Consider the following 24,247-nt stretch of genomic DNA (forward strand, 5'->3'; position numbering starts at 1 on the left):
AAAAGCATAAAAGGAGCGCTACAGACCAGGCACCCTTTTGGTGTCATCCACATGCCTCGCCGTAACGCTCCATGGTAAGTATTACTATCTCATAAGCATAATTTAATCCTGCACATAAATTTATCGTGTAACTGCTTACAGCATTTGCTTATTCTATGGGAAGTGCTTTCCCGCCAATTGATACCGCTTTGCTACAGTATTGCAGCATTCATGGGGAGATGTGTGTTATTGATAGGGAGGAAACTACGGGGTCTTATCCAGGATGCGGAGTACCAGTTCTTTATAACTTCTTCCTATAGGGATAGGTTTGCCATTTATCTCAATATCTGTGGCGGTGAAGGCATCGATCTTATCCTTAGCTACAATGAAAGACCTATGGATGCGCAGGAAATTATTCTTCGCCAGCAGGTCTTCTATCTCACCCAGCTGGAACTTGGTGAGGATGGTCTTCTGGCGGGTAGTAATGCCAATGTATTCCTTCAGGCTTTCTATATAGAGTATTTCATCCAGGTATACTTTCACTTTCTTCTTACTCACATTAAAGAACAGGTAAGCCCTTTCTGCGGGGCCGGTAGCCGGTAAATGCATCACAATTGGCTGTACCGCCTGCTGGCGCACTTTATTCACTGCCATCAGGAAGCGGCTGAATTCAATGGGTTTTAAGAGATAGTCCACTACATTCAGTTCATATCCTTCCAATGCATATTCCTGGTAAGCGGATGTAATGATGATCTGGGGCGGATTTTTCAGTGCTTTAATGAAAGCAAGCCCTTTGAGCTTAGGCAGGTGAATATCGAGGAATATGAGGTCTATATGCTCTCCCTGTAATACCTCCATGGCGTAGATGGCATCCATACAAACACCTTTCAGCTGCAGGAAAGGCACCTGCCGGATATAATCGCTGAGCACTTCTGCTGCCAGCGGTTCATCTTCCACTATGATGCAATTAAATTTTTGCATGACTATCCAGGTTAATGGTAAGCACTACTTTAAACACAGCCGGTTCATTGAACACCAGCAGCTGATGCTCCTTATACATCAGTTCCAGCTGCCGCCTTACATTCTCCAGCCCTATCTTGTCTTTACTGCCCGGCGATTCATTTTCCTTATTATTCTCTATGATAAATGTAAGTAAACCCTGGTGCAAACGGATCTCCATGTGAATGTAGGAATCGAAGCGGGTTTCACTCACCCCATGTTTAAAGGCATTTTCCACAAAAGGCAGTAACAAAAGCGGGGATACGGGATACTGCTCATTATCAATATCTTTCTTAAATACAATATTGAGGCGGTTATTGTACCGGATCTTTTCCAGTTCCAGGTAGTCGTCCATCATTTTCATTTCCTCTGCAAGGGTAATGCGCCCTTTACCGGATTCATATAACATGAACCGCAGTAATTTGGAGAGCTTCATCACTATCTCCGGCGTGAGGTCTGACTTCTTCCGGGCCAGTGCGTAAATGTTATTCAGCGTATTGAAAAGGAAATGCGGATTGGTTTGATTACGCAGGTATTTCAATTCTGTTTCCAGCTTTTCTTTCATCAGGTCCTTTTCCCTTTCTTTGGCAGAGAGCTGCATCCTGATCAGCTTAAAGGCCACCGCCGTGGCACTTACAAACCCAACGTCCATCACGCCCAGCAGCAGGCGGCTTAGTTTGAACAAGGGGGCTGTTTTAATGGTATTGTTATAGATAACAGTAAAGATGTAGTAATTGAAGACCAGCCTGTACAATACAAGTGTGATGCATAACATGATGGCCGTTTTTACAACGATCCATACCATATTACGTCCTTTTAATACCTGTGGAATAACGGCGTACAGGACATAATACGTTAAGATCAGCTTAGGTAAAGTGGCCACTACTGCCGCATGTATGGCCATGAGAAAACGGGCATTTTCCGTAAAGCCAGGCTGTTGGGAAGCTGTCCAGGTATATTCCATGAGTGCATCCTGCAGGGTATAGGCTACCCAAAACAATACATGTAACAGTACTCTCTTCATTGGCTTCAAAAATCGTTAAAAATGACATGAATGCTGTTAAAAACCTTTAAAGGGAGGTTTCCTTTGGCCATACAGCATGCTTAATGGTACTATATTAACCAATAAGGCCGACCGAAGGTGAACCGAACCTGAACCGAAGGAGAACCGAAGGTGAAGCCTATGTGAAGGGAGTGAAAATAGTATTATAACTATGGGAAGGTATACCCAAATATATGAAAAAGGGGCTGAACAATTGTTCAACCCCTTTATAAATAAACTATTTTATCCTCACCGGATCAGCCGGTTTAGGTACTGGTTTATAAGGGTTGGTCTTCAACTCTTCCAGCAATACCTGCACCCCTCTTTCGAGTTGCGGATCACGTCCTGCGATCACGTCAGCAGGTGTTTGCTCCACATCAATATCAGCAGTGGTACCTTCGTTTTCAATGATCCAGTTACCTTTTGTATCATAGATCCCGAAACTCGGGGAAGTAACAAAACCACCATCTATCAAAGTAGGATATCCGCTGATCCCCACCAGGATGCCCATCGTACGTTTACCGATCAGTTTACCCAGTTGTTTCTGCCGGAACATCCAGGGCATCATATCTCCGCCGGAACCTGCATATTCATTGATCAGCATGGCCTTTGGACCATAGATACCATTACCCGGAGTAGTGAAGCTCCTGCCGTCCCTTACACCCCAGTAGCTGAGTACTTTCCTGTCCAGCAGGTCTACCACGTAATCTGCTACGGAACCTCCGCCGTTGAAACGTTCATCGAGCAGTAAAGCATGTTTATCTGTTTGCGCAAAGTAATAACGGTTGAAGAAAGTATAACCTTCCTGCCCGGTGTTGAGCATATACACATATGCGATCTGGCCATTGCTCAGTTTGTCTACCTTTTTACGGTTACCTTCTATCCAGTCCATCTTACGCAATTCAGATTCTTTGCCTGCATCCACGGGCTCTACGATGATCTCCCAGGAACCGGTTTCAGAAGGTTTATCGTTCACCCTCAATACCACCTGGCGGTTCACGGTATTTTCCAGCAGGCTGTAGATGCTGATATCTCCATCCAGCGGGCGGCCATTCACGGAAAGGATGTACGCTCCTTCTTTCACGTTCAGGCCGGGAACGGACAGTGGAGCTTTCAGCTCAGGATTCCAGGAAAGTGTGCTGTAGATCTTTTTAATGCGGTATTTGTTTTCGCTGATCTCAAAATCTGCGCCTAACATACCTGTGGGCACTACAGGGCCGCCGGGCATATCCCCTGCCCCTACATAGTTATGCCCTACCACCATTTCGCTCATCATTTCATTCAACAGGTAGTTGAGGTCTGAGCGATGGCTAACATAAGGCAGTAGTGCGGCATAACGTTTTTTGTTTGCATCCCAGTCTACCCCGTGCATATTCTTTACATAGAAGAAGTCTTTTTCTATCTTATACACTTCATCAAAGATCTGCTTCCATTCTGCCACAGGATCCACCATCATGCTTACAGCGGAAACATCTACCTTTCCTTCTCCGGCAGATGGCTTACGGTCTGTACTCACAATATGGAACCCGTTATTTACTGCCAGCAGCATCTTTTTACCGTCAGCACTAATGATGAAACCATTGCCTTTTGCAAATGTTTCGCTCTTGCGTTCCTTCAGATCGTAGTAACGTACTTCATCACCGGAAATAAAGAACAGTTTGTCCTTTACCTTACCATTCAATGTTCTGTACTGGCCGCTGCCCAGGGGCAGTGCAATGATCCTGTTCTGAATACCATCCAGGTCTATCTGTGTAGTTTCTTCTTTAGCGGCAGCGGGCTTGGCGGCAGCTGTTTTTGCCGTATCCTTCTTTTCTTCCTTTACCGTTTCTTCATCGCTTTCCGGCGTGAAGATGGTAGGGGTATTTTTAGCCAGGAGCACCGCATACACATTGTTGGTAGAATTCCGGTCATATGTTTGCATATGCAGCCCGCTGAGACCCATACCTGCATTGGTGCTGGCCGGGAAGAAAATGTATTTACCATCTGCACTGAATGTAGGGTTGCCCGCATCACTCATACCATCTGTAACAGGAGTTGACCTACCTGATCCAAGGCTGTAGAGGTACACCGCATCATAACCATTCGCGCTGGTTTTGAGATAGGTGATCCATTTGGAATCCGGTGACCAGGCCGGTGCAAACACATTCGCGCTGCCATTCGGGATGGAACCATTACTGTTCGTATCTATATGTACGATCTTTTTGCTTTGCACATCTATGTAATAGAGATTGAAATGCGCATCGCTGTAGAAGATCTTTTTACTGTCAGGGCTCCAGGTGAGGCCAAAATAATAAACGGTTTTCCCCAGTTCTATTTCAACCGGTTTATCCATTGCTTTCTGATCGCGCAGTACCAGTTTATAGTTACCGTCTGCATCCGAAACATAAGAGATCCATTTACCATCAGGAGACCAGGCTGGTTCTCTTTCATGCGTACCAGGTGAATTGGAGATATTGCGTACATCCCCTTTTTCTTTTGGTACGGAGAAGATCTCTCCCCTGCCCTGCAGCAACAAACGCATACCGGTAGGAGAAATATTCACCTTCTCAAAGTTCGCTATCTTTTCCAGGTGCGGGCGTTTGTAAGGAAGGTCTGTACGGATGTTCACGGCTACATCGGTAACCTTGCCGGATGCAGCATCCAGCAGGTGAATGGTGGCACCTTGTTCAAAGGCGAGCGTTTTACCGTCTGTAGTGAGGGTCTTTACATCCTCATTATTATATTTTGTGATCTGCGTTACCTGTTTGGAATCTGTATCATACCGGAAGATGTTCATAGTATGGTTACGATCACTGAGGAAGTACACACTCTTTCCTACCCATACCGGGCGCACGTTATTGGAATTAGCCGCCGGGATCTCTTCTACCTGGTTAGTGGCGTGATTGAAGATCCAGATCTTAGGCATATATCCACCACGATATCTTTTAAAAGGGCGGTAAGTAGCACCCCCTTCTGTAGGATCGGGGTTCTTAATATAAGCGGTGAACTTACCGTCAGGAGAAACGGCCCCCTGTGTTGCTTCAGGTATTTTAGCATGTACCGTAGCGAGGCCGCCTTTGGTACTCACGGTATATAACTGGGTGGTTCTGCCGGTAGGAGATTCAGCACCGGAGGCATACAGGATATGCTCATTATCTACCCAGCCTCTTACCGCATCGCGGAAAGGATGCCAGGTGATGCGGCGGGGATCTCCGCCATCTACTGAGATAACGTATACATCGTTATTCCCGTCGTAGTTGCCGGTGAAGGCAATCCATTTGCCATCGGGAGAAAAGTACGGGTCCTGCTTAAAGGAAGGATTCACCGTTAATCTAACAGGGTTGGATCCATTCCGGTTAGCGATCCAGATATCGCCGGCATACATGAAAGCAATGTGCTTTTCACTGACTGCGGGGTTCCTTAAGAGTTTCGTCTCTGTCTGTGCCTGGGTGGTTATAGGGCCAAGGGCGAGGAAAGCGCCGATGGACAGGCGGATTATGCTATGTATCATAAGCGTTGCGGGTATATTTTGTTGTGCTGCAATGGGCAGTGTCGCAAAATATACCAAAAATCCTTAGCTACATGCACTTTGCCCGCCAATAAATTGACAGGCGGTGAAAAACAAAAATAAGAGGTCCCCGAAGGCCGGGGACCTCTTATTAAACTTAAACAATAAACGGGTCTACAATAGCCAGTACCTGGGCACTGGTCAAAGGTTCGTCAAAGGCCTCTGTTGCTGCATTCACACTAACAGCCTGCCCATTAATATTAACGATGTTGATCGTTGCCTGCGTGGTCAGTTCCTCTCCATCATAGCTTGCCTGCACTGCTGCTCCAATGCCGCCGGTATCTTTACCGGTGATCCAGGGTTTGATGGCGGGGTTACTGAGGTTCACCCTTCTCATACTGCGGATATGTGAAGCATGCCTTGCTTCCACAGAGTGGATGTTCAATGCAGCAGTCAATACATCATTGTTGGACATTAAATTAGCTGCCTGCCCTTTATAGGCCCTTACACCGGTGTCTTCAAAGGTTTGCGCTACTGCCAGGAACAATCCGTAATCAGTGAACACTGTTTTGAAAGGCCCGTTGCCACTACCATTACCGGCAGAGAAATCAAATGTAGGTTTAGCTACTGCCGTACCGCCCAATGCAACAATCGTATTTTTCAACAAAGTAACGTGTGCATTCTCATGATCACGGATAGTGGTGATAGCTCCCATGGGAGCGCCTGCCGGCACCAGGCCTGGCGCAGCTGCGCCCATCGTATAGAATTCAGCTTCCAGGTATTCCAGTGTTAATGCATAGTTCAGCACCCCAACTATAGTAGTGGCAGATTGACCATATGCTTTTTTAAACATGCTGCCCAGTGCGAACGGAAGTGCAGCCAGCGCCAGTTTACCGCCTATATTCGCAAAACTTTTCATCACGCCTCTTCTCGAATCCAGCCGCTCATATACTTCCGGGTCTGCTTTTTCCAATTCAGTTATAATGTGATGGATATTCATGATGGTGGATTTTAATTATGAAGTAGGAAGATTACTGCCGTTTATTTTTGATTTGAGGAAGCCGGATGCTGCGGCCAGTACGGCTGCGGGGGTATTGGCCTTATCAAGCCCGTTTGCATCTACAACGGTGTTATCAGCAAAAGATCCATTGCTGATAAGGTCTCTGATCAAAGCTGCATGACGTGCTTCCACAGATACGATCTTACCGGCGAGTGCTAAGTAAGCAGGGTCTGTAATGAGCTTACCTGCACCATTGTAAGCAGAAACACCAAGGTCCTCAAAGGTTTTTGCGGTGGCTAACACTACATCTCTTTTACTGAAATCGATAGCCGCGAAATTCACTTCCAGACCAGGTATTGCCTTAGCACCCAATGCATTTTTGAAGAACTCACGATGCGCTATTTCATGGTCCCTGATATCCGTTAACAGCGATAGCTCTGTTGCAGTAATACCGGTATACTGGCTCATGATCACCTTAGTATAAAAGGCTGCTTCCAGTTGTTCCAGTGCATAGGCATAGTTGAGGATCCCTATATCCCCACTGCCAAGATTGATACCATCGTTGTTATTACTATCTTTTGAACAACCGGCAATAACCGCTGCTGTGGCTGCTGTTCCGGCAAAGATGGTAAGGAATTTTCTACGCTGCAGCCCTTTGGGGGAAAGCATAGCATTGTCATCTTGTTCCTTTGGAACAATAATTTGATCAGCCATAAGGATTCGATTTTACGGGTTTAAAAGAAGTGTATTAAAATATGGTTGCATAGTCATGTACGTGAAAGCAGATCGCTTGGTTTTCAACAACTAAAAATATTTTATGGCTGTTATAAAAAAAAGAGGCCGGATAAATATCCGGCCTTCCAGGGGTTTCATAAGCATAACTCAGGGTCTGCCCCACCATAGGCGGGTACCTCCATTATCAGCTCCATTCAATAAAGCGGCCGCTTTTGTAACTTCATCTTTGTTGTTCTTATATTCATCCGGGGGGAATGGTAAACGATTAATAAAACCGGGAATACTGCCTCCGCTGTAATTTACCACCACTGGAAATAATTTAGGATAACCTGTTCTCCTGAACTCGGCCCAAGCTTCTTCTCCATCAGGATAAAGGCTGATCCACTTCTGTGTAATGATACGTTCCAGCTTTGTTTCGAAATTATCTGCATCCTGCCAGCGGATCGTAATAGTACTGAGATAAGGTGCATTCGCTGCTACATTGTTCAATGCATTCACCGGATCTGTATATGCAGCAGGTTTGCTGGCTGCATCATTGAGATAATTGCCTGCATCACCAAGGTCGTATTGTGCAAAGGAAGTACGGATACCTTCTTCATACAAAGCTTTTGCATCCCCTTTCATATTCCAGCCTCTTACAGCACCTTCTGCACGGAGGAAATAAGTTTCAGATGCAGCCAGCACACGGATAGGTGTACTCCTTTCTATGTTCAATGAAGAGAACTTCTCATAATCCGGTTTGGCTTTGATATCAATACCATTCCGGATCCCGCGGAACCCTCCGCCCGGCATACCGCTTGCACGGAAGTAAGCACTCAGCCGCGGATCGTTGTATCCTTTCAGGAAAGATTCCATGGATGCGCCCATGCGGATGTCGTTATATTCCTGGCTGATCACATACAGGGAATTACTTACCGTAACGCCGCTGCCGGAACGCACCATGGCGCTCTTCTTATTATCTGTTATCACACCGTACTCATTGTTCACCGCTGCTTCCGCCTGTTGCTTCGCCAATGTTTCATTCACAAAGGAGATGCGCATGGCGAGGCGTAGTTTCAGCGAATTGGCAAACCGGATCCAATCCCCATACTCCCCGCCGAAGAGGAGATCAAAGGGTTTCAGCTGCGCTTTGCCGGCGGGATTGGTTTTATCAAAAGTGGTGAGGGATTGAATGGACTGGTCCAGTTCTGCAAAGAAAGCTTTGTAAATACTTTCCTGGCTGTCGTATGGTGTGGAAAAACCTCCGGAGCCAAATTTCGAATAAGGGATAGGGCCAAACACATCCGTTACCCTGTGCATGGAAGCTACTTTGATAATGGTAGCTACCGCATAGAGGTCAGGGCGTGTTTTCTCTCCCCTGTCCTTCACCAGTTTCCAGCCACTCATTACATTATCAAAAGCCACTTTGAAAGGCCAGTTATTCCAATCCATCATAAAGTAATTGGAATTGTTCTTTCCGCTGTTAAAGGGTGTGGGAATACCCATAAAACCGGAATAGAGATCAGCATTCAGATTTTGTTGTAACTGGTATTGCCAGTCTACCGTACTATACAGGCTTGTGAGCATACCGGGAATAAATGCGCCCACGTATTTATAATCATATTTTAATAACGAATCTGTTAGCTCGTTAGGATTTGTATTGAAGCGGTCGAAGTTCTTGGTGCAGGATACCGGCAGTATAGCTGCTATGATCAATATCCCTATGTATAATTGCTTTTTCATGATCTTTAATTAAAAGGTGACTTTTAAGTTTAGGCCTATGTTCCTCAGACTGGGCATACCGAAATAATCATAACCCTGGAACTGGTTAGTGGTAAATGCCGTGATCTCCGGATCGTAAGGTGCCTTTTTATAGATCAGCCAAAGATTCCTTGCTACAAGGGATAATTGTATCTTCTGTAATTTATTATTGAGTGCGGCTGCAGGAATGGTGTAACCCAGGGATAGTTCCCTCAGTCTTACATTCGTAGCGCTGTAAGTATACAATGCCAGTGCGGAAGACGTTGCGCCGGTAAGGTTCTGATAATATCCTTTTGCATCCACCTTTGTTCCGTTCACCATCACACCACCATTATTCCTGGCTTCTTCTGTACGTTTGGATACGCCAAAATTATCCATGATCGCTTCCGTGGAAGATACTACTTCTCCACCCAGCCTTGCATCTACCAGGAAGTTCAGATTGAAGCGGCCATAAGTAAGCCCGTTGTTCCATCCCAGCAGATAACGGGGATTGGCATTACCTACCTTGATAAAATCCCCTACTTCCGGAAGCCCTTTATCATTCAGCACAATGGCACCTTTATCATCCCGTTTCACATCCTTTGCATAGATATCACCATAAGAACCACCTTTCTTTACGATCAAACGATAGCCTGCAAAATCGGATACGATAAACTCATCCTGCGTTCTGCGCTGCCCGGTGAAGGGATCTGTGTAATCCAGCATCTCCACCACCTTGTTGCGGTTGAGTGCAAAAGTGAGCGCAGGGGTCCAGTTTACATTCCCGATTCTGCCATTGTAACCAACGTTTGCTTCAATGCCCTGGTTCTGTATATTACCGGCATTGATGTAGTATGCATTATAACCAACAGATGGCGATACCTCTACCTTGAAGAACTGGTTCTTGGTATGGGTGTTATAATAAGTGGCGCTGACACTGAACTGATCATTAAAGAAACGAAGATCTATGCCCGCTTCAAAAGAGCTTGTTCTTTCCGGTTTCATTTCCTGGAAAGGTTTGGCATGAATAGCCTGTATAGCACCGCCGTTAGGGATTGGAATAGTAGGCATAGAAATGTAAAGCGGAATGGCATTGGCCACTTCGCTATAGGCTGCTCTTACCTTTGCGAAAGTGATCGCCTGCGGCAATTGCGCCATTTCACTGATGATACCTGTGAGCCCTACAGAGGGATAAAAATAAGATTTGCTTTGCGTGAAGGATAAAGCAGAAGACCATTCATTCCTTGCAGATGCTTCCAGGTACAACATCTCCCTGTACCCCAGCTGCGCAGTGGCAAACACGGCCTGTGTCTGCATCCGGTCGTTGCGGTCATAAGGTGTAAAGCGGGTGAAATCCACATTCGCAAAAGTGAACATGTTGGCAAACTGGGATAAATATCCGTTGCTCCATCCTGTTGTATTATCCTGCACATCCTGTATGCTTGCCCCTGCGTTTACATTCAGCGCAAAGTCGTTCATCTTCCTGTTCCAGGTTAAGATCAGGTCTGCATAAGATTGCCTTCCAAAAGATTTTGAGTTATCATACTTGCCGTTCACGCCACCCAGGAATGCTACGGTAGATGCGTAGTTCTTTGCATTCCACTGATCGTTCACCCTGTCCTGCTTCACACGGCCGGTGAGGCTCAAAGATGGGCTGATCGTGTATTTTGCTGCTACGGAAGCAATCAGCCTGTCCCGTTTCAGCATATTGGTATTCCTGTTCACAACCCAGTAGGGGTTTTGCAACATCATACCTAAATCGCCGTAAGGCCAGTTCTGCACTGCAAAGTTCCGGTTGGGATCATATTGTTCAAAGTTCTTAAAACTACCGAAGTTGTGTGAGCGGGGGAAAAGATAAACGCCTACCAATGCGTTATAGTACTGCCCCTGCACAGGTATATTATCCTGCTGCTGGCTGATATATTGTGCATTCACATCCAGGCTCAGTTTATCATCCAGTAATGTGCTGGTATTCCTGATGCTGAAGTTATAACGGTCGAAGGTATTGTGTGGAATGATGCCTGTAGCATTCACTGCCGCAGCAGAAAAGTAGGTTTGATTGCGCTCTGTGCCGGTGGATACATTGAGGGCATGTGTATAGCTCTGCCCTGTCTGGAAGAAATCCTTTGTATCCGCATTGGCAGCTTGTTTGGCGCCCCAGCTCTGGAAAGCGGGAGCAGGATCTGCACCATAGGTCTGCTGAAATTCCGGTAACAGTAATGGCCTGCTGAAGTTGGCGTTGAGGGAATAATTGATGATGGTCTTACCTGCCTTTCCTTTTTTGGTGGTGAGCAGTATCACACCATTTGCTGCCTGGCTGCCATACAAAGCTGCTGCAGATGCACCGGTTAAAGCAGTAATGCTTTCAATATCATCCGGGTTGATGTTCGCGATACCATCGCTGCCGCCCGGTACGGAAAAGCCATCGGTGGAGGTTGTTTTTTGTGTAAAGAGATCAGGTAAAGGAATACCATCTACCACATACAGCGCATTGTTATTACCGTAAATAGATTTATTCCCTCTCATGACCACCTTGGTGGCACCACCGGGACCAGAAGAACTTGTATTCACCGTCATACCGGCTATTTTACCGGTGAGGCTGTTCACCAGGCTGGGATCTTTTACGTTGTTCACCTCACTGCCGGAAATGGTCTGTACATTATAGGTAACAGACTTGGCGGCCTTCCTGATCCCCAGAGCGGTCACTACGATCAGCTCCTTCAGGTTATTGATACTGGTTTTAAGGGAGAGCTGTACGGTAACCATCTGATCGGTTACCGTAACAGTTTCTTCCCGGGCTTCAAATCCAATGGATGTAACATTCAGCGTGTACTTGCCGGGGGGAACATTTGGCAGGGAGAATTTTCCCTGTACATCCGTGAGCGTTCCCCGCTTTAATTCTTTCAGGTAAACGGTAGCACCGATCACCGGTAATCCTTTCTCATCTGTTATTGCACCGCTGACTGTTTGTGGTGGCTGAACAGGTATAGCAGGTAATGTTTTTGTCCGGATCACGATCATTTTGTCCATGATCACATAGGATAAGGACAGTCCTTCCAGGCATTTGTCCAGCACCTCTTCCAGGCTGGCGTCCTTTACATCAATGTCCCTGTTCCCGGCGCTCCTGATCAGCTTGCTGTCATATAAAATAGAAAGGCCACTCTTTGCCTGTATGTCTGAAAAGATCTTACCAAGCGGCGCATTCTTGCGGGAAAGCGTGATCTTCTGGGCAAAACCGGCAGCGCTTACATGCAGCGCTGCAATGAGCATTAGAAAGGCTGTTAATTTCATAACCAGCAACAATTTAGCCGGCAAATGCCGATAACGTGGTACGGCTTTGCCATACGCAAGTAGTTTCATACTTTTGTACAGTTTAGGTTTGGTGAATAAATGTGGTTTAACGCGCTTTTAAGAGCCAGCCTGAACGAATTCACCGGGAGTGTTGCTGCACTCCTGGTTTCATTTTAAGCAGTCTGTACCTTCTCTGATTTTGGTTTAAGGTGTTACTACGAGTATATTTCCTGTTCTTTTAAAATTCACGCCATTGATCTGAAGGGCTTTCAACACATCCTGCAAATTCACGTCCCGGGAGATCTTACCGGCAAATTCACGCTCTGGTATCTTTCCTTCAAATTTCACTTCCAGGTTGTACCAGCGGGAGATCTGGCGCATCAGCTCCGGAAGGCCGATCCCATCAAATTGAAAGAAACCGTTCTTCCAGGCGATCGCCTGTTCTGTATCTGCGTTCGGTAATCTTGTGATTGTACCATTGCTCATCACTGCCTGCTGGCCTGGTTTCAGCAACATTGCTGCTGTTCCTTTATGCACTTTAACGGCCCCCTGCAGCAAGGTTGTTCTGGCCGCACTTTCATCAGCATAAGCATTGATATTGAAACTGGTACCCAGTACCTCCACTACACCTTCCCTGATCTTTACACGGAAAGGTTGGGCAGCATTGGCTGCTATTTCAAAATAGCCTTCTCCTTCCAGTTCCACCACCCGCTCCCCGCCTGCAAAGTAACTGGGGAAACGTAAAGACGAGGCCGCGTTCAGCCAGGCTTTAGAGCCATCCGGTAATTCTATCTGGTATTGACCGCCATTAGGTGTGGTGATGGTATTGAAAACGGGGACTGCATGTTCATCTCCTCCCTGGTAGGCCAGCTGGCCATTAGCCAGCTTGATGATACGGGTATTGCCCTGGCGGGTTAGTTCTCCTTCATTAGCGCTATCCAGCGCTATCACGGTACCATCTCCTAACTGCAATGTGGCCCTGTTACCACCGGGGTGAACATCCGGTTGCTGCTCCTGCTGTGCAAGCGTACGTGCCTGCGGTTCCCGGTTATAATAAAAAACGGCTGCGATCACCGCCAGCACTATAACAGAGGCGGCGGCCACCATACGGGTAAGCGTGAAGATCTTTGTTTTACCGGAACGTTCATCCAACCGCTGTTCTAACCGTTGGATAAATTCAGGGGAGGGAGATTGCCAGGCTTTAAAAGCAGCCGGGATATGAGAGGCCTCGTTCAGCAGGGACTGGAATTCCGCAGGGCTTACCTGTTCCATCCAGCTCCGGAAGTGCTGCTCTTCCTCAGCAGACAAGCTGCCGGCGGCATATTTTTCCATTAAGGATATAACTTCTTCCCGATTCATAACATAAAGACTGCTGAACCATAAAAAAGGATACCCTTTCCTCAAAATAAAAGTAAAATGATCATCCCAACTGTCCATTCCGCATGCAGGCGCAGATGCTCTTTAATGGTACGGACAGCAGCATAGAGATGTTTTTTAACGGCAGAACGGGATATTTTCAGTTCGGAGGCAATTTCGTCGAGCGACATATCTTCCTCCACACTCATCAGGAAAACGGTGCGTTTACGTTCGGGTAAATGGGTGATGGCTTCCATGGCCACCCGGTGATACTCCTTAAAGGTCACTTCATCCGTAGCATCGCTACCGGCCTGCATTTGCAAGGGCATCAGGCGGTGGATCATCTGTACTTTTGCCTTGTTCTTTTTTGCCAGGTCAAACAGTTTGTTCTTTGCCATCCGGAAGAGATAGTCTTCAAAAGAACGGATACGGGGCAGCGATTCTTTCTTATCCCATATTTTCAGGAACACGTCCTGTATGATCTCTTCCGTATCCTCACGGGACTGGTTAATGAAAAAAACAAAACGGTAAAGACGGGGGAAGTAATACGTATACAGGGTGGAAAATGCAATCCTGTCCCCTGCTGAAGCCTTTTTCAGAAGGGAACTTTCATTAATGTGCTCACTGTTAGCGGGACCGGACAACATGGAATTAAAATTAACCTGATTGCAAAATGAAGTTAATAATAATTTCATATTATGTACAAAAAGTTCTGAATCCCCTAGCCCATCGTTAACATCATCTCCCTGATCAGGGAGATCAGGGCGGAAGGATATACACCCAGCCAGATTAACAATCCCATTAAAGCACTTAACGCAAACACACCAAAGAAAGGTAAAGCCTGCCGGGTAAGTGTGGGTGTGTTATCTGTAAGGGGCTGGAACATTACGGCAATAATGCGGATGTAATAGAACAATCCTATGACACTGTTGACGATCAGTAAGATCAGCAACAGCCATAAACCGGCATCCACCCCCGCTGCGATAATATAGAACTTACCAATAAACCCGGCGGTAAGGGGAATGCCCGCAAGGGATAACAACATACCTGTAAACACAGTGGCCAGCCAGGGATGGCGCCAAAAAAGACCGGAAAAATCATCCAGCAATTCTGCATCCCTTATTTTATCGGAGAGGATGGCCAATACCCCAAATGCGCCAATGCTGGTGATCACATAAGCCACCAGGTAAAAGATCACGGCCTCCTGCCCTGCCAGTTGCCCTGCCAGGAAAGCGATGAGGATATACCCCATGTGTGCGATGGAAGAATAAGCCAGCAGGCGTTTTACATTCTGCTGTAACAAGGCCAGCCAGTTGCCGACAAACATACTGGCCATGGCTATAATAGCAAATACCCACCAGAGGATGGTATATTCATATCCATCAATATCCCTGTAGAAACGCATGAGCAATACCAGCATGCTGCCTTTTGAAACAGTGGCGATGTAGGCCGCCACAGGCAAAGGGGCTCCTTCATAGATATCCGGCGTCCACATATGAAAAGGCACGATGCCGAGTTTAAACCCAACACCTATCACCATCAGGCCAAAGCCAGCTACTACCGTTACCGGTACCGTTCCGGCCTGTTTAAGATAAGCACCTATACCTTCAAATTCCATGGTACCGGTAAAAGCATATACCAGTGCCATTCCGAATAAAAGGAAGGCAGAAGAAAGTGCAGCTAATAAAAGGTATTTGATCCCTGCTTCGTCTGAACGCTCACGTGCGCGCAGGTAAGCGATCAGGCCATACAGGCTGATGCTCATGGTTTCCAGGCCAAGGAACAAGGAAATGAAATGCTGGCTGATCACCAATACCATTCCTCCTACTGTGGCGAGCAGTAACAGGATGTAGTATTCTTCTTTCCTTTCTTCCCTTTGTTCAAAATATTTAAATGAAAGGAATAACACACTCAATCCCGCTAACAATATCAGACCTGTATTAAACAGGGCAAATGCGTCCACCACAAACAAGGGAGCGATGATGTAAGGAACGGCATAGGGTTGTACAAACAGGGATAATAAGGCCGCCATAAATGCCAACACAGAAAAAGCATGCATGATGCGGTGATTCCTTTTAATGGCTACCAGCAACATGGCTATCACCGCCGATCCGCTGATGATCACCAAAGGCATTAAACTTAAAAGATCTGATGTTGACATACCTGTTTTATTTAGTTGGATGGATAGCAATAGGTACCGTTTGCGGAGGTGGCGCCTGCACAACCGCCGGGATCGTTGGCTTCACTGCATTGATCACAGGTTGCGGATATAAACCCAGCCAGATGATCACAATCACTAAGGGCGCCATCATCAGGCTTTCGCGGAGAGACAGGTCAGGCAGTTTGTATTCGCGCTGTGATGTACCAAAAAAGATCTTCTGCATGATCCGCAATGAATAAATTGTAGCTACTACCAAACCAATGGTGGCAGCGATGGTAAGCAAAGGCTGCGCCTGCCAGCTGCCTGCCAGTATCAGGAACTCTGCGATGAAATTCCCCAATCCCGGCAAGCCAAGAGATGCCATCACAAACACCATGGACACTACGCCCATCCTGGGTATTGCAGGCCATAAGCCACCCATCTTTCCCAACTCGCGTGTATGCAGTCTTTCATATAAAGAACCCGCAATCATAAATAATGCACCGGTACTGATCCCATGTGTGATCATCTGCATGACCACTCCCTGCCAGGCCAGTGCATTGAATGCAAAAGCCCCCAGCAATACAAAACCCATATGGCTTACACTGGTATATGCTACCAGCCGTTTGAGATCTGTTTGCGCGTATGCAAGCTTACCACCATAGAGGATACCAATGGCACCCAGCAGCATGATCCACGGTGCAAAAAAGTGACTTGCTTCCGGAAATAAAGGGATCACAAAACGGAGGATACCATATGCCCCGGTTTTCAGCAATAGCCCTGCCAGTATCACAGAACCCGCAGTTGGTGCTTCTGTATGTGCATCGGGTAACCAGGTATGGAACGGAAAAGCAGGCAGCTTAACAATGAAAGCTATGAGAAAGCCCAGCATCAGCCAGCGGCCTGCATGCTGTTCCATAGGTGTATCCAGCAGTTCAAAATAGGAGAAGGTAAATACGCCTGTACTATGCGCATGTACAAAATATAATCCCAGGATGGCGAGTAACATCAGCAAACCGCCGGCCTGTGTGAAGATGAAGAATTTAAACGCGGCATAGGTACGGTTGGCATGGCCCCAGATCCCTATCAGGAAGTACATGGGGATCAGCATCACTTCCCAGAAGAAATAGAAAAGGAAGAGGTCCATGGTGAGGAATACGCCGGTAATACCACCGAGTACAAACAAGAGATTAAAGTGGAAGAAACCACTGCGCTCCTTTATCTCATTCCATGATACCAGTACGGATAAAGTACCCAGGAAAAAAGTAAGTACCAGCATCAGCAGGCTTAAACCATCCATGGCTAATGAAAAACTGATACCAAAACGGGGCATCCAGGGGCGTTGAAAGGTATCTATCCACTGATCACTGCTCCAGCGGGTAACATCATCCAGCTGCCACCACAACGTTGCTGCCAGTGCCAGTTCAAAGAGCATCACCAGTAACGCTATCCAGCGGGGCAGGGCTTTGTTCCATGCTGCGGTTATCCAGGCCAGGAGCCCACCGGCAATTGGAATAAGTATGAAAAGGAACAGGATCATGCGTTATCGGGTTTATGGTTCAAACTGCATATTGTCTCCAGATGATCACACTCAATATCACTACTGCGCCCATCACAATCCCCATGATGTACCAGCGCAGGATACCACTTTGTGTGGCGGACATCATGCGGTGGAAAGAACGGGTGATCGTGGCCAGGCCGGTATATAGCTTATCGATGATATCCCTGCGGTTGATGCGGGCGAGGTATACAAAGGGCTTTACAAATACCCCGTTGTAGGCGGCATCAAATCCCCAGCCGTTCTTCCAGAACTGTTTCAATCCATCCGGGAAGGGTACAGGTAAAATGCGCCATACCAGGTAAATACCTCCGAAAGATAATAAGGCAGCAATGCCCTGGGAGACCCACTCCAGTGCAGTGCTGCCATGATGTACCGCTGCAGCGGGCAATACAGGTGCCAGGAAATCGCTGAGCAGCGTAAGATGTCCCAGTGTATGAGGTAGTTCAATAAAACCTGCCAGTGTTGATAATGCCGCCAGGATGTATAGCGGGATCATCATATTATTACCGGGGTGGTGATGTACATGTGTTTTCTCCGTTCCATAGAACACAAGGAAAACCATCCTGAAAGTATACATCGCGGTAATGAAAGCGCCGATGAGCGCAGCCAGCCAGTAAGCTTCGTGCCCCTGTGCGGAGGTCCATGCCAGCCATACTATCTGGTCTTTGCTGTAGAAGCCTGCCGTTACAAAGGGCAATGCTGCCAGTGAAGCGGAACCAATGAGGAATACAATGAACACACCCCGCAATGTTTTACGCAGCCCGCCCATCTTAAACATATCCTGCTCATGGTGCAATGCAACAATGATAGCGCCTGCGCTCATAAAGAGCAAAGCTTTGAAGAAAGCGTGTGTAATGAAATGGAAGATAGCGGCAGACCATGCGCCTACACCTAATGCGAGGAACATGTATCCTATCTGGCTGATGGTGGAATAAGCCAGCACTCTTTTGATATCTGTCTGCACAAACGCACTGCATCCTGCCAGCAATAAGGTAACCGCGCCTATGATGGCAACAGTGGCCTGTGCTGCCGGAGACAATGTGAACAATACATTGGTGCGGGCTATCAGGTATACGCCGGCAGTTACCATCGTTGCGGCATGGATCAATGCACTTACAGGTGTTGGGCCTGCCATGGCATCCGGCAACCAGGTTTGCAAAGGCAGCTGCGCCGATTTACCCACTGCGCCGCCCAGCAATAAAAATGCGATGATCACTACAGTGCTGTCACCTGTCGTCCAGAGTACGGAAGCTTTAGCTAATACAGTGCTGAGCTGCAAACTGCCGGTATGTTGTACCAGCATGAATAATGCAATGGCCATTGCGGTATCTCCTACCCTTGTTACAATAAAGGCTTTGCGGGCAGCGGCGCCATTGGCAGGGTCTTTATACCAGAACCCGATCAGGAGGTAACTGCAAAGGCCCACACCTTCCCATCCAAAATACAGGAGCAAAAGATTATCTGCCAGCACCAGCATGAGCATAGCGCCAACAAAGAGGTTCATACAGGCAAAGAAGCGGGAGAAATCCGGATCGTCTGCCATATAACCGGTGGAATATACATGAATGAGAAACCCTACAAAGGTGATCACAAAAGTGAAGGCAAGGGATAAAGGATCGAGGTTCAAAGTGATGCCTGCATGAAAATCTCCTATCTGCATCCAGTTCCACAAAGGCAGCACAAAGCTTTGCACATTTCCGGAAATGAACTGCACGCCTGCTATACAGGTGATCAATGCAGCCAGACCTATACTGCCGCATCCGATCAGCGATACGCCCATTTTACCGATCCTTCCTGAGAAGAGGATCAGGATCAATGCACCCAGGAAAGGGAGTGCCGGTATCAGGTAGATCCATTGCATAAAATACTTTTATATTGATTATCCTCTCATTTTACTGGCTTCGTCACTATCCAATGTTTTTAACTGGTGATATAACTGTAAGATCAGGGCCAGGCCAACAGATACTTCTGCTGCTGCCATGGCCAGGATGAACATGAACATGATCTGCCCGTCCGGCTGCCCCCAGCGTGCAGCAGCAACAATGAAGGCCAGCCCTGCAGCATTCAGCATGATCTCAACGGAGATCAGCATAAAGATGATATTGCGCCTTATCAGCATGCTGATAAGGCCCAGTACAAATAAAACGCCTGCAAGGATCAACCCTGCTGTAGTGGAGGTGATCATGATGATGTTCTTTCAAGGAACCTGTGAGTGATCTTTTTTCTTTGCCGGCCTAAATGATAGGCCCCTACGATCCCGGCCATCAGCAACATGCCCGCCAACTCCACCGCCAGAATGTAGGGACCGAACAAACTTTTGCCCACTGTTTTCGGGTCTACCACCACAATATCATCTGCCACCGAAGATTGCTGTACAATGAGGTACCCCAGCTCTGCCAGTAATACCAGGCAAAGGATGGATGGCCCTATCCAGATCCGCGGCGTTAGCCATAATTGTTCGTCCCCTGCCGTTTGCGGGCCAAGGTTCAGCATCATTACAAAAAATATAATGAGTACCATGATAGCACCTGCATAAACGATCACTTCCAGCGCAGCCATAAAAGGAGCGCCATACAAATAGAAGATCACTGCCACACTTAAGAAGGATACCACGAGGTACAACAAGGCATGCATGATGTTATACCGGGTGATCACCATCAGGGTGGATAATACTGCTATTGTGCCTGCGATATAGAATGCTGCTCCCATCTGATACGTTTTATGGTAATAAGCTTTTAACGTCTACCGGCGGTTCTTCTTTTGCGGCTTCCCCTTTATCTTTACCGCCGATAGCCATACCTGCTACTTTGTAATAATTATATCCGGGATATTTGCCCTGGCTGTTGATGAGCAGGTGTTCCTTTTCATATACCAGGTTCTGCCGGTTATATTCCGCCATCTCAAAATCAGGCAACAGCTGAATAGCATAGGTAGGGCATGCTTCCTCACAGAAACCGCAGAAGATGCAACGGGAAAAATTGATGCGGAAGAAGGCAGGATACCTTCTGCCATCAGGGTCTTCTGTAGCCTGCAGCGAAATGCAATCCACCGGGCAGGCAGCTGCGCAGAGATAACAACCCACGCAGCGTTCACCACCATCCGGATCGCGTGTAAGAGCTATGCGGCCCCGCCAGCGTGCCGGCAATGGAGCTTTTTCTTCCGGGTATTGATAGGTTTCCCTTTTATGGAACATATGTAGAAAAACCAGCCACATGCTTCTGATCAGACTGAACATGGTAATTAATTTTAAGCTTCCTTCATAATAAGTATAATAGCTGCTGTTACGAGCAGGTTGAGGAGCGATAGCGGAAACAATACTTTCCAGCCGTACTCCATTAACTGATCATACCTTGGCCGCGGCATGGCCGCACGCATGAGGATGAACAGGGAAATAAAAACAAATGTTTTAAGGATGAACCATACTACGCCGGGCAGAAAAGCCGGCCCCATCCAACCACCGAAGTACAGGGCCACCACCATGGCAGAAACGAGTGTTACACCCAGGTATTCCCCGATGAAGAACATACCGAACTTCATACCGGAATATTCCGCGTGAAAACCTGCCACCAGTTCACTTTCCGCTTCCGGTATATCAAAGGGCAGGCGGTGTGTTTCTGCCACACCTGCTATCAGGAAGATCACAAATCCCAGGAACTGCGGAACGATATTCCACATACCTTTCTGTGCCTCCACGATCTCCCGCAGGTTAAAACTGCCACTCAGCAATACCACTCCCATCAGCGCCAGCCCCATGAACACTTCATAACTGATCATCTGCGAAGCGCCGCGCATAGCACCCAGCAGTGCATATTTGTTGTTGGAGGCCCATCCCCCCAACACAATGCTGTACACTCCCAATGAAGACATGGCCAGGAAGAACAGCAAACCGATATTAAAATCTGCCACTAATATATTGGGCGCAAAAGGGATCACTGTAAAGCTCATCAGCACGCTGGCCACTACAATAGCCGGTGCAAATACAAACACTACCTTATCTGCAAACGGTGGTATCCAGTCTTCTTTAAAGAACAGCTTCAGTGTGTCCGCCAGCACAATAAATAATCCGAAAGGCCCCGCACGGTTAGGCCCGTAACGGTCCTGCCACAAAGCCAGCATTCTGCGTTCCAGCCATATCAGGCCTGCAGCGGTATTGAGTAATGTAAACAATACCCCGCCTATGACCCACCAGTAATTGATTGCAGTTGCTTGCATAACTATACGGTTGATGAATGAATGAAACGGATACATTGTGGAATATCCACCACCTCTGCTTTCGGCAGCCCTGCATTGATAGCGGCAATTCCTCTTGGCAACCAGTTATTGGGTGTTGCGTTCATCACATAGGAATGCCCATCTATTTCAAAGTTGAACCAGGCGCCCGGCTCTATATTCCATTCGTGCAGGTCTTCCGGGTTCATATAGATGCAGAAGAATTCAGCAGCGCTTTTTGCAATGCCACGTGTATGCATGCTTAATTCCTCTGAACCGAAAATCTGATAAATAGGCACCAGGTGCACATGCCCGGGAATCGGCACGTAAGGTTCAGGCGCTTCTGTAAAAAAATGAACAGCGGCATCTTTACGCGGTTCCAGTAAACGTTTTCCCGGATCTCCGCCATGCAGCGCACCACCTATTTCCGTCTGGTACTTATTGATAGCCTGCACCGAGTTCCAGCCGGGAGACCAGAAGAAAGGAATTAAAGGCGCAGGTGCTTCTCCCCTGAAACCTTCCATGGTGAAGGACAGTGGGGTATCTATATCTTCAGGCGGTTTGGGTTCACTTACGTTTTCATTGGCAGTCATGGCCGTACGCCCGCTATAGCGGTGTGGTTCACGCGGTACTTTCTGGCCTGCTATGCGGAAGTCTGCATGCGGCGCCAGTTGCTGCACTTTTTCCAGTGCAGGAACAGCTACGCACATAGCCCAGGTGATATCATCCAGGTTCACCAGTCCGTTGAGGCGGGCGATACCCGCTGCCTGTGCAATCTGCAAACACCAGCGCCAGCTTTCCTGGACCTCTCCCTTAGGCACAAATACCTGGTAATAACGTTGTGCACGGCCTTCGTTGTTTACGATGGTACCATCTGCTTCTGCAAAGGTGCCCGCAGGCAGGATCACGGTAGCGCGTTCCGCCGTTTGATTATACAGATGATCTATCAGGATCACTTCTTTTGCATGCCGGAACAGCTCGTCTATCACGTGTTTATCTGCCCTTCGGTACAGATCGTTCTCGAGGATCACGATCGTATCCGCATCTCCGTGCTGCAATACATCCAGTGCAGAATCCAGGCGATGACCGCCCAGCATTTCAAGCCCCAGGCTGTTGCATTCCGGAACAGTAAGGCTCAGCATCGGTTGCTTACCCTGTTTATGTAATGCCCAGCTGATATTGGCTGCTGCTTTCATAAAGGAATCATAACCGCTGCCAAAGCCACTGATGATCAAAGGATGTTCTGCTGCCAGTAAAGCTGCTGTTATTTCTTTCACCAATGCGGTTTCTGTTTCACTGAGGCCCGTCACCGCAGGTATGGACGCATCCAGTTCATGACTCACCGCAAATGCCAGGCGGGCAAGGTTATCCGGTGCCCCGCGCTGTACCTGCGTGGCCAGTTCGTCCAAAGGTGTAGGGAATGTGTGCAGGATGTAACAGGGGCCTTTCTTTTCCTGCACGGCTTCTCTTACGGCAGCATCCTGCCATGCAGCAATATGCACTTCGTTCATAGCATTATGCATGGGTTCCTGCCTTACTGCCTGCCGTACCGCCAGTGCCATCATCGGGGCGGTATTGGTTACATCTTCTCCCAGGATCAGCACCATATCTGCTTTCTCCATTTCATGCAGGGAAGGTGTGCGCACAGGGCCATCGCGCAGTATTTTAAGTGCCAGTGCGGTATGGTCATGATCAATATCAGACATACCCAGGTAAAAATGCTTTTCACCCACCAGCTGGCGCAATGCGAAATTAGATTCCAGGCTGGCGCGCGGAGAGCCAATGCCAATGGCCTTTCCGGAGCGGAGTTTATTGGCCACGTGGTTAACAATGTAATCCTTATCCGGCGTGCCGTTGTGATGCGGGCGTAATGCCGGATGATGGATGCGCTGCGAACTGTTCACAAATTCATAACCATAACGCCCCCTGTCGCACAGGAAGTAACCGTTCACTTCTCCATTGTAACGGTTGGTGATCTGGCGGATGGAACCATAACGTTCCCCGGCACTGATGTTACAACCAACGGAGCAGCCCTGGCAGATAGAGGGCGCATAGGTCATGTCCCATTTCCGGGTATAGTGGGATAAAAGGGTTTTATCGGTAAAAACCCCGGTAGGACAGACCTCAGCAAGGTTGCCACTAAATTCGCTTTCCAGCTTACCATCTTTCTGCCGGCCAAAGAACACTTTATTATTTGCTGCAAATACATTCAGGTCTTTTCCTCCGGCATAATCTTTATAGAATCTTACACAACGGTAACATTGGATACAACGGTTCATTTCGTGATTCAGGAAGGGGCCCAGATCCTGGTTGCGATGCGTACGTTTTGTAAAACGGTAATCACGGTAACTGTGTCCCGTCATCACCGTCATATCCTGTAAATGACAGGCACCGCCTTCGTCACATACGGCACAGTCGTGCGGATGGTTTGTCATCAGCAGGCCTATCACCTGGTTACGGAACTCCGTGGCTTCTATATCGCTTACGGATATACGCACATTATCTTTCACCGGCTCCATACAACTCATTACAATGCGGCCTTTCTTATCATCTTCATCCTTAAAGGTTTTAATGGCACATTGCCTGCATGCGCCTACTGACCCCATGGCAGGGTGCCAGCAGAAGTAAGGAAGGTCCAGCCCCAGCTGCAGGCAGGCCTCCAGGAGGTTCTTACTGTCCTTTACGTCAAAAGGTTTGTTGTCGATATATATAGTTGCCATAGTCTTTAC

17 protein-coding genes are annotated in these 24,247 nt (G+C 47.6%); all 17 read right to left on the reverse strand.

Annotated elements, in window-relative coordinates:
- Positions 1-243: 243 nt before the first annotated feature.
- The 17 genes from BUR42_RS09355 to nuoG all read right to left on the reverse strand — a co-directional run bounded on the left by BUR42_RS09355 (position 244) and on the right by nuoG (position 24,238).
- Positions 244-960 carry a LytR/AlgR family response regulator transcription factor gene (locus BUR42_RS09355; RefSeq protein WP_074238973.1) on the reverse strand — a complete coding sequence of 239 codons (717 nt, stop codon included), beginning with the start codon at positions 958-960 and terminating at the stop codon, positions 244-246.
- Entirely contained in the window at positions 947-2,002 is a 1,056-nt protein-coding gene (locus tag BUR42_RS09360; protein ID WP_074238974.1) for a sensor histidine kinase, read from the reverse strand. The genes BUR42_RS09355 and BUR42_RS09360 overlap by 14 nt, the downstream gene beginning before the upstream one ends.
- Before the next feature lie 256 nt (positions 2,003-2,258).
- Complete coding sequence (locus BUR42_RS09365; RefSeq protein ID WP_074238975.1) at positions 2,259-5,510, reverse strand: S41 family peptidase; 3,252 nt, start codon at positions 5,508-5,510, stop codon at positions 2,259-2,261.
- A gap of 154 nt (positions 5,511-5,664) precedes the next feature.
- Positions 5,665-6,507, reverse strand: coding sequence for a ferritin-like domain-containing protein (locus BUR42_RS09370; protein WP_074238976.1), 843 nt, complete (start codon positions 6,505-6,507; stop codon positions 5,665-5,667).
- A gap of 15 nt (positions 6,508-6,522) precedes the next feature.
- Entirely contained in the window at positions 6,523-7,221 is a 699-nt protein-coding gene (locus BUR42_RS09375) for a ferritin-like domain-containing protein (RefSeq protein ID WP_074238977.1), read from the reverse strand.
- A 168-nt stretch (positions 7,222-7,389) separates the two neighbouring features.
- Complete coding sequence (locus tag BUR42_RS09380) at positions 7,390-8,964, reverse strand: RagB/SusD family nutrient uptake outer membrane protein (protein ID WP_074238978.1); 1,575 nt, start codon at positions 8,962-8,964, stop codon at positions 7,390-7,392.
- Between the two features lie 9 nt (positions 8,965-8,973).
- Positions 8,974-12,321 (reverse strand): SusC/RagA family TonB-linked outer membrane protein, encoded by a 3,348-nt coding sequence (locus tag BUR42_RS09385; RefSeq protein ID WP_084185476.1) that lies wholly within the window; start codon positions 12,319-12,321, stop codon positions 8,974-8,976.
- 135 nt (positions 12,322-12,456) lie between these two features.
- The gene (locus BUR42_RS09390; RefSeq protein WP_074238980.1) at positions 12,457-13,611 is read right to left on the reverse strand and encodes a FecR family protein; all 1,155 of its coding nucleotides are present in this window, start codon (positions 13,609-13,611) and stop codon (positions 12,457-12,459) included.
- 41 nt (positions 13,612-13,652) lie between these two features.
- Positions 13,653-14,255, reverse strand: a complete 603-nt coding sequence (locus BUR42_RS09395; RefSeq protein WP_074238981.1) for an RNA polymerase sigma factor — start codon at positions 14,253-14,255, stop codon at positions 13,653-13,655.
- Positions 14,256-14,329: 74 nt separating this feature from the next.
- Positions 14,330-15,769 (reverse strand): NADH-quinone oxidoreductase subunit N, encoded by a 1,440-nt coding sequence (locus tag BUR42_RS09400; protein WP_074238982.1) that lies wholly within the window; start codon positions 15,767-15,769, stop codon positions 14,330-14,332.
- A gap of 7 nt (positions 15,770-15,776) precedes the next feature.
- Positions 15,777-17,288 (reverse strand): NADH-quinone oxidoreductase subunit M, encoded by a 1,512-nt coding sequence (gene nuoM / locus BUR42_RS09405; protein ID WP_074238983.1) that lies wholly within the window; start codon positions 17,286-17,288, stop codon positions 15,777-15,779.
- Positions 17,289-17,307: 19 nt separating this feature from the next.
- A complete protein-coding gene (gene nuoL / locus BUR42_RS09410; protein WP_074238984.1) occupies positions 17,308-19,170 on the reverse strand; it encodes an NADH-quinone oxidoreductase subunit L in 1,863 nt (620 codons plus the stop codon).
- A gap of 18 nt (positions 19,171-19,188) precedes the next feature.
- Positions 19,189-19,494: an NADH-quinone oxidoreductase subunit NuoK gene (gene nuoK, locus BUR42_RS09415; protein ID WP_074238985.1), complete on the reverse strand. Its 306-nt coding sequence runs from the start codon at positions 19,492-19,494 to the stop codon at positions 19,189-19,191.
- A complete protein-coding gene (nuoJ, locus tag BUR42_RS09420) occupies positions 19,491-20,018 on the reverse strand; it encodes an NADH-quinone oxidoreductase subunit J (protein ID WP_074238986.1) in 528 nt (175 codons plus the stop codon). The genes nuoK and nuoJ overlap by 4 nt, the downstream gene beginning before the upstream one ends.
- Positions 20,019-20,028: 10 nt before the next feature.
- Positions 20,029-20,544, reverse strand: coding sequence for an NADH-quinone oxidoreductase subunit NuoI (gene nuoI, locus BUR42_RS09425; protein WP_074238987.1), 516 nt, complete (start codon positions 20,542-20,544; stop codon positions 20,029-20,031).
- A gap of 11 nt (positions 20,545-20,555) precedes the next feature.
- Positions 20,556-21,521: an NADH-quinone oxidoreductase subunit NuoH gene (nuoH, locus tag BUR42_RS09430; RefSeq protein WP_074238988.1), complete on the reverse strand. Its 966-nt coding sequence runs from the start codon at positions 21,519-21,521 to the stop codon at positions 20,556-20,558.
- 2 nt (positions 21,522-21,523) lie between these two features.
- Positions 21,524-24,238 (reverse strand): NADH-quinone oxidoreductase subunit NuoG, encoded by a 2,715-nt coding sequence (nuoG, locus tag BUR42_RS09435; RefSeq protein WP_074238989.1) that lies wholly within the window; start codon positions 24,236-24,238, stop codon positions 21,524-21,526.
- Positions 24,239-24,247: the final 9 nt, after the last annotated feature.

The sequence above is a fragment of the Chitinophaga niabensis genome, assembly GCF_900129465.1.
In the GTDB taxonomy this organism is placed as follows: Bacteria; Bacteroidota; Bacteroidia; order Chitinophagales; family Chitinophagaceae; genus Chitinophaga; species Chitinophaga niabensis.